Origin of the sequence: Bartonella sp. ML70XJBT.G, assembly GCF_028618575.1 — a bacterium.
GTDB lineage: Bacteria > Pseudomonadota > Alphaproteobacteria > Rhizobiales > Rhizobiaceae > Bartonella.
This window is the reverse complement of sequence record NZ_JAQITA010000041.1, coordinates 1-5,936: the sequence shown is the minus strand read 5'-3', so window position 1 is coordinate 5,936 and position 5,936 is coordinate 1. Positions and strand designations below refer to the sequence as shown.

Sequence of the window (5,936 nt, the reverse complement as noted above, 5' to 3'; positions counted from 1 at the left end):
GGTAATGATCAACAATCCCCACAGCCATGCGTCCTCTTGCCTGTGCGGGATTGTTCCTTTCATTTCATTAACACCAGAGCAAGAGAAGCATTTACCAAAAGGCTCTGATGGCGCTGTTCATATGTTTTACAATGGCATTTTTAATTCCCCCGATGAAGCAGCAGGTAATGCTGTTCAAATGGCTGTTAATAAAAATGGTCATCTTTATTTTACCTACCACCCCTAAGCTAAAGACTGGGAAGTGGAGGTAGGAATAGCGGTTTTTCAGAAGATTCTGGAAGGTAAACTTTTTTTTGGATTAACCAATTCGACCAAGAAATTTCAGAATGCGATGTCTCTCTATGGCAATGATGGATTGCATATTGATGCGCACAGCCGCGGTAGCTTGACAGTAGGCAACGGGATGTATGACTTTGAAAAGCGTGGCATTCACAACATAGCAGGCAACACGAGTATCAATCTTTTTGGTCCTGCTTATAATGCTCAATCGATGGCAAATACACTTGATTATTTAAGTGATGGCAAGCAAACCTCTGTCGGTTTAGAAAACCACGCATATGATTTTGTTGGTGTAAAGTTTGGTGGAAATCCTGCTACTTTTGATAAGATCCCTTCAGGGAGTAGTCCTGGGAACGAGGCATGGAGAATATTTACGACTTATCCTACTGTCCATGCTTGTTATGGTCATGCGGATAAAGGCTGTAGATATTCTTATGGGGATTCTTATAAGCATCGCCAAACAATATATTCAATTAAATCAGGGAGCAAGAAATGAAACACATCTTAAAACTATTAAGCGGGCTCATTCCCTTGAGTATAGCTGGATGTGGTATTGAAAACATCGATAGGCCTCCTGCAGGATATCTCAGCATGTGGGAGAAGCCCGGAGCAGATTTTACTGAAGTAGGAAAAGCCTTGTTAGAATGTGGCATGCCAACGCCTTATGGTGAAGATTCAGAAAACAGAAAGCTTAGTGTTAATGAGGATGCAACAATTTATGCTTGCATGATTCAATCAGGATTTCGCTATAAAGATGAACATGAGGGAGGGTGGTGTTATACTTTTAAAGAGAAAAACTTACCCATTTGTCGTCCAGGTGCTGTTATTCCCAAGCGCAGTGTCGAAAAGCGCTTAAATAGCCCGTTTTGTAAAAGGTATAAAAACAGTCGTAAATGCCAACCTTAAGTGCTGTTGGTAATGATCAACAATCCCCACAGCCATGTGTCCTCTTGCCTGTGCGGGATTGTTCCTTTCATTTCATTAACACCAGAGCAAGAGAAGCATTTACAAAAAGGTTCTGATGGCAAGGTTCATGTTTTTCTCAATGGTATTTTTACAACACCAGATGAAGCAGCCCATAATGCGGTTCAGTTGGCTGATAACCCATAATGCGGTTCAGTTGGCTGATAACAAGAATGATCCGCACTATTTTCTGATGTTTCCCCATAGCGATTCGTTCTTGGTAGATTTGTTCATTGCAGGGTATCAGTATGCTCTAGAAGGTAAGTTGGGTGCTCTGACCAATTCGGCAAAGAAGTACCAGAATCTGTTGTATAGCTTTGGCAATAAAGGATTGCATGTTGATGCCCATAGCCGCGGCAGTATGACAGCGGGCAATGGATCGCATGATTTAGAAAAGCATGGTGTTCATGGTATAGCAAAGGAAACAACGATTAATTTCTTTGGACCAGCTTATAATACTCTAAACATGGCAGATATATTATATATCTTAAGTGATGGAAAGCAGGATTATGTAAACTTGGAAAATCATAAAAATGACTTTGTGGGTACAAAGATTGGCAAAAATCCTTATACTTTTGAGCAAATACCTCCTGGAAGTGGTCCTTGGAAAGAAGCAGGGCAAATATTTAAGGGCTACCCCAGTGTCCATGCTTGTTATGGACATCCAAGTGATGCTTGTACATGGCGCTACGGTTCACCTAATCGTACGCCAATTTATTCAAAATATTCAGGGAGGAAAAAATGAAGAAAATCTTAAAATTATTAAGTGGTCTCATTCTGTTAAATATTGCTGGATGTAACATTGATAAGCCTTCTCCAGGGGCTCTGAGTATGTGGGAGAAGCCAGGAGCAGATTTTACTGAGATAGGAAAAGCCTTGTTAGAATGTGGTATGCCAACCCCTTATGATGTTTTTCCAGAAAACCAACAGCAGAGTATTAATGCTAAAGCAACAGTTGATGCTTGCATGGTTCAAGCAGGATTCCGCTATAAAGATAATGGAAAAAGGGGGGGGTGGTGTTATACTTTTAAAGAGAAAAACTTGCCGATTTGTCGTCCAGGTGCTGTCATACCACAGCGTAGTGTCAAGAAGCGCTTAAACAGCCCGTTTTGTAAAAAGCATCCAGAACAACCTGAATGCGAGCCTTAAGTCTTGCTTGTGATGGAAAGTACAATCCCCACAGCATGTGTTCGCATGTCTATGGGGGGTGTTCCTCCAATTCACCATCTCAACATTGTTCAGAACTGTCTTGAAAAACGGAGACAAAAATAATCAACAGGTTTCTAAGCCTTTTTGTTATTGTAAAGAAACCCATTCAAGGAGGGGAAAATGAAGAAAACTTTAAAACTATTGAGTTGCATGGCTTTTTTAAGTACAGCAGGATGTGTTAACCAGATTTCCTCGCTTTCTCCAAGATTATGGAGACAGAAAATACTTTTAGAATGTGGAGTACCGGACCTTGATAAGGTTGTAGCGCTAGATTTGAATCAATTCGCTAGTATTGAAATTTGTCTGGGGCAATCAGGATTTCGTCCTAGCTTTACAATACAAGAATGGTGTGAGAACCATAAATCGGATAACCTTCCCATATGTCGTCCTGGTGCTGTCATGCCTCAGCGCAGTGTTGAGAGACGCTTAAAGAGCCCTTATTGTAAGAGACATAAAAACGCCCTTGAATGCCAACCCTAACAACGCAAAATCATTCGCAAAGTGCTTCCATGAGTGTTGGCTATACCTATGGCACAGGCGGTGCAGGAGCAACAGGCAGTGCCGCGTTTAGTCAAGGGGAAGGCTCTAGTGAGGAAATACACCATAAGAACAGCCATGTTGTGGGTACCGGAACAGTTCATACCAGCAGTGGAGGGGATACTACATTGAATGGTGCGGTATTTTCTGCAAACCGTGTAGAGATGGGTGTTGGTGGTGATCTCACCATTACCAGCCAGAGCGATACCGGAAAAAGCTCTAGCAAGCAAAACTCTGTTTCCATTGGCTTTAATGGTGGAAAACAGGATGGAGCCTCAACCCATGTTTCCTTTAACAAGGATAAATCCTCTAGTGATTATCATAGTGTTGTGGAACAATCAGGCATTAAAACCGGTGATGGTGGTTATGATATCAACGTTAAAGACAAAACAACCATGATCGGAGGCATTATTGCCAGCAGCGCACCAGCAGATAAAAACAAACTGACCACAGGAACCATCACGACGAGTGATATTGCCAACAGTGCTGAAGCGACAGCCAGCAGCCAAGGTTTAAGCATTTCTGCGGGTGGTCCGATGGATCAAGGCAAATACGGCGTTGCAAAAAACATTGCCAAAAATGTTTTAGATCATGCAAAAGTCCATGATGAAGAGGAAGGTTACACCAAATCCGCCATCAGTGATGGTACCATTGTGATCACCAATGAAGACGGGCAAAAAGTGTTGACGGGGCAAAATGGGGAACAAACAATCGCTTCCCTTAATCGTGATACTGCGACAGCCCATAAGGGTGTCTCACCCATCGATGTAGGCAAGCTGGAACAAATCGTCCATGAAAACCGTGAAATGGCCACGCAATTGCTGGAGGAGGGGTTTAAATACAGCGATGAGTCCTATAAAACCATGTTTATTAAAGAACATCCTCTCGCTGTGGTTGACCGCGATGAACAGGGCAACATAATCTATAAAAAAGATGCAAATGGACAATATATAACTGATAGCCGCGGCCAACCAATCCCTGCATTTCATTATTTAACGGAGGAAGAAAAACAGCATTTGCAGGAGGGGGCTGATGGCAAGGTGCATGTGTCCCTCAATGGCATCTTTACACCACCAGAGGAGGCTGCTGTTTATGCAGAGCAACATGCCAAGGATAAAAATGTACCGCTTTATTTTGTTGTGTTCCCAGAAGCAGATTCTGCCATCTCAGAACTTCTGGTAGCAGGTTATCAGAAGTTTATGGAAAATAACTTTTGGGGATTGACCAATTCCACACAAGAAGCAAAAGATCTGATGTATAATTATGGGCTTACAGGGTTAGAACTTTACGGTCATAGCCGTGGGACCATGACATTGGGGAATATGCTGAATTCTTTCAAACAAGAAGGTGTGCACGGGATAGCGAATGAAAACACGGATATCAATTTCTATGGACCCGCCTTTAATGTTTTGTCTGCAGCCGGTCTTATAAGTTATGTGAGTGATGGCAAACAAACCACTGTTGGCTTTGATGGGCATAAATATGACTTTGTCAGCAGAGTGATTGGCGGCAATGATTATACTTACGAGACAATACCTGCTGGCAGTAACGCTTGGAAAGAAGCATGGAAAATGTTCATAGACCCCTACAGTGTCCATACTTGTCTTGGAAATGCGAGTCCAAAATGCCGAGATATATATGGACCTTCTAATCTTGTGCAAATCCCTTCAAGGAGTAAAAAATGAAACAAACTCTAAGATTATTAGGTGCTGTAACTCTGTTAAGTATAGCTGGGTGTCAGTTTAATAAACCTCCTGCAGGATACTTCACTGTGTGGGAGAAGCTAGGAGCAGATCGGCTTGAGGTAAAAAAAGCGCTGTTAGAATGTGGCATGCCAGCTCCCTATGATGTCTTTCCAGAAAACAGAAATTTAAGCAATAATGCATGGGCAACTATAGAAGCTTGTATGACTCAAGCTGGTTTCCGTGATAAATATTACGTGGGGGGGGATGGTGTGTAAACCATAAAGCCGAAAACTTGCCGATTTGTCGTCCAGGCGCAGTCATTCCACAGCGCAGTGTCAAGAGACGCTTAAACAGCCCGTTTTGTAAAAAGCATCCAGAACAATATGAATGCTATCCTTAAATCTTGCTGTTGATGGAAAGTACAATCCCCACAGCATGTGTTCGCATGTCTATGGGGGGTGTTGCTTCCATTTCCATTTTAGCATTGTTTGTGGAGCAATATGACAACAAGGAATACACTTACTAATTCTATAATGTTGCGTTACAGAACGGATTTTGCTATTCATTCTTTGGATGAAAATGGAAAGCCTTGTCCGTCCTTACGTGACAAGGTTTTCTTTTATGCGATGTCGTTATAACGTTGCTGTTTGGCTTGCTCTATGACATTCAAAAGATCCGATTGTAACCAACGGGATAAAAAGCCAAACTTTAAAGGTTTTGGTAAAGAGCCATTGGTGACATGACGGCGGAATGTTGAAACACTCATATGAAGCAATTTTGCACTTTCACGGTCAGTTAAAAGAATATCGTTTTCTGTCATAATAATTTCCTTTCAGAGTAAAAAATGGGAACAAATCATAAGTATTTATTAACCATATTTTTGAATCACTGGAAAGGTATTTAGTCTATAAAAAACAGTGTTTTATAATAGTTTCTCTGATGTGATAATTTATGAGTCTCATTGAGAGAGAATGAGAGAAGAGAGAGATAAAGTTATCCACAGATCATGGGGTATTGCACCCCATATCTTAAGCTTGACCTGTGACATAAGCCGCCCATTTATCCATATAGACACGGCGCTGTTCTAAATAGTCAGTACGACGATAGGAGCGCTCTACTTGTCCTCCTACCGTATGACTTAAAATGGTTTCAGCGATCTCATAGGGGGCATCGGTTGTTTCAGCAAGCCAATCACGTAAACTAGAGCGAAATCCATGGGGACATGCTTCAATTTTATTTTTTCTCATGTACGCAGCCATCATC

7 protein-coding genes and 4 pseudogenes are annotated in these 5,936 nt (G+C 41.8%); 9 read left to right on the top strand and 2 right to left on the bottom strand.

Annotated elements, in window-relative coordinates:
- The 9 genes and pseudogenes from PVV64_RS09765 to PVV64_RS09725 all read left to right on the top strand — a co-directional run.
- Window positions 1-226: pseudogene (locus PVV64_RS09765) on the top strand (filamentous hemagglutinin); the annotation flags it as partial.
- A 15-nt stretch (window positions 227-241) separates the two neighbouring features.
- On the top strand, window positions 242-775 hold the full coding sequence (locus tag PVV64_RS09760; RefSeq protein ID WP_273760807.1) for a hypothetical protein: 534 nt from the start codon (window positions 242-244) through the stop codon (window positions 773-775).
- The gene (locus tag PVV64_RS09755; RefSeq protein WP_273760806.1) at window positions 772-1,185 is read left to right on the top strand and encodes a hypothetical protein; all 414 of its coding nucleotides are present in this window, start codon (window positions 772-774) and stop codon (window positions 1,183-1,185) included. The genes PVV64_RS09760 and PVV64_RS09755 overlap by 4 nt, the downstream gene beginning before the upstream one ends.
- Before the next feature lie 12 nt (window positions 1,186-1,197).
- Window positions 1,198-1,389 carry a hypothetical protein gene (locus tag PVV64_RS09750; protein WP_273760805.1) on the top strand — a complete coding sequence of 64 codons (192 nt, stop codon included), beginning with the start codon at window positions 1,198-1,200 and terminating at the stop codon, window positions 1,387-1,389.
- Complete coding sequence (locus tag PVV64_RS09745) at window positions 1,361-1,987, top strand: hypothetical protein (RefSeq protein ID WP_273760804.1); 627 nt, start codon at window positions 1,361-1,363, stop codon at window positions 1,985-1,987. Before PVV64_RS09750 ends, PVV64_RS09745 begins: the two co-directional genes overlap by 29 nt.
- A complete protein-coding gene (locus tag PVV64_RS09740) occupies window positions 1,984-2,391 on the top strand; it encodes a hypothetical protein (protein WP_273760802.1) in 408 nt (135 codons plus the stop codon). The genes PVV64_RS09745 and PVV64_RS09740 overlap by 4 nt, the downstream gene beginning before the upstream one ends.
- 180 nt (window positions 2,392-2,571) lie before the next feature.
- Window positions 2,572-2,931: a hypothetical protein gene (locus PVV64_RS09735; RefSeq protein ID WP_208442479.1), complete on the top strand. Its 360-nt coding sequence runs from the start codon at window positions 2,572-2,574 to the stop codon at window positions 2,929-2,931.
- A pseudogene (locus PVV64_RS09730) lies at window positions 2,931-4,673 on the top strand (hemagglutinin repeat-containing protein); the annotation flags it as partial. The gene PVV64_RS09735 and the pseudogene PVV64_RS09730, both read left to right, overlap by 1 nt.
- Window positions 4,670-5,073 (top strand): annotated as a pseudogene (locus tag PVV64_RS09725) (hypothetical protein). The pseudogenes PVV64_RS09730 and PVV64_RS09725, both read left to right, overlap by 4 nt.
- 219 nt (window positions 5,074-5,292) lie before the next feature.
- Here PVV64_RS09725 and PVV64_RS09720 read toward each other — a convergent pair.
- Complete coding sequence (locus PVV64_RS09720) at window positions 5,293-5,493, bottom strand: AlpA family transcriptional regulator (RefSeq protein ID WP_273722040.1); 201 nt, start codon at window positions 5,491-5,493, stop codon at window positions 5,293-5,295.
- A gap of 208 nt (window positions 5,494-5,701) precedes the next feature.
- A pseudogene (locus PVV64_RS09715) lies at window positions 5,702-5,936 on the bottom strand (integrase); the annotation flags it as partial.